This is a genomic window from Enterobacter sp. SST3 (assembly GCF_000286655.1).
GTDB classification, from domain to species: Bacteria; Pseudomonadota; Gammaproteobacteria; order Enterobacterales; family Enterobacteriaceae; genus Enterobacter; species Enterobacter roggenkampii.
Map to the genome: position 1 here is coordinate 1 of NZ_ALNS01000061.1, position 1,061 is coordinate 1,061.

A 1,061-nucleotide genomic window follows, 5' to 3' on the forward strand; every position below is an offset into this window, starting at 1 on the left:
TGGCGCTGCGCTTACCCGGCATATAAAACATTTATTAGATGAATATAAATCAATTCTGAAAAAATAACTTTTTAATTTAATCTGGGTCAAATAAGCACCACCAAGCTTGTTGCTTGTTAGCTCTTAAAGTAATGTACTGCACTCATTTCACTTAAGGATATTGTCATGCGTGCAAAACACTGTTTTCTCGTACTGAGTACGTTGCTGTTTTCATTTAATGCCACTGCCGGTTTGTTCGATTCTGCGCCCGAATTTAAATGTGGTCGCGAGGATGCCATTGCTGCTATGCAATCTAAAATCAGAGATGATGCGATGAGTAAATTGCAGGAAACGTATCTGGCAACGCCTTCGCAATTTTATGGGAAACCGCTTAAATCTTACCTGGAAAAAGCACAGCAAATAACTATTCAGTTGGAAAATGTCACAACGACACCGTTTGATAAAAATGATTCAAACCGCAGTTGTACCGCTAAGGTGACCCTCACCATGCCAACGGAAATTCTTGGGTTTATTGCATCCTATCCTCAGAAGTTAGGTGGGATAAATCAAGGGGGCGGCAAGGTGCTTAACAATAGTGTTCAATGGGAGAAGTTTGTTTATTTATTATCTCTGGCGGACAATGGCAAAGATATTTCTGCATCCTATGAATATTCTGGTAGGGATTATATTTCTCAGTCGCTGGCCGCTATGACTATGCTGGCAATGAATAAATCCGAACTTGAGAAAGCCGATCTCGATAACAAATTAAACAATGCCATATTTGCCTATTCAGAAAACGATGGTCAGTTAAATAATCTCTGGAAATCGCTACCAGAGTCTGTCAGAGCCTCTATGAAAAAAGAACAGAATCTCTGGATTAACGAGAAGGCTAAAAGATGCGGGAAGATCAGTGATGCGTCTTCTACAGCCACGCCTGTTGAGACAAGAATCAAGATCTATCAGTGCCAGTCTGAAAGAACCTTTGAAAGATTTATCTATCTGGGTGGAGATGAAGAACGACAGTATTAATGCACATGCTGTGGGTCAATCCGACCTGCTGATCTTGTAGGCCGGGTAAGGCG

1 protein-coding gene is annotated in these 1,061 nt (G+C 41.1%); it reads left to right on the plus strand.

What is annotated here, in order from left to right:
- The first annotated feature begins 165 nt into the window (after nt 1-165).
- The gene (locus tag B498_RS00025) at nt 166-1,008 is read left to right on the plus strand and encodes a lysozyme inhibitor LprI family protein (protein ID WP_008503532.1); all 843 of its coding nucleotides are present in this window, start codon (nt 166-168) and stop codon (nt 1,006-1,008) included.
- Nucleotides 1,009-1,061 lie beyond the last annotated feature (53 nt).

Coding starts and splice junctions, on each gene's coding strand:
- B498_RS00025 (WP_008503532.1), top strand. CDS start 166: ATGCGTGCAAAACACTGTTTTCTCGTACTGAGTACGTTGCTGTTTTCA.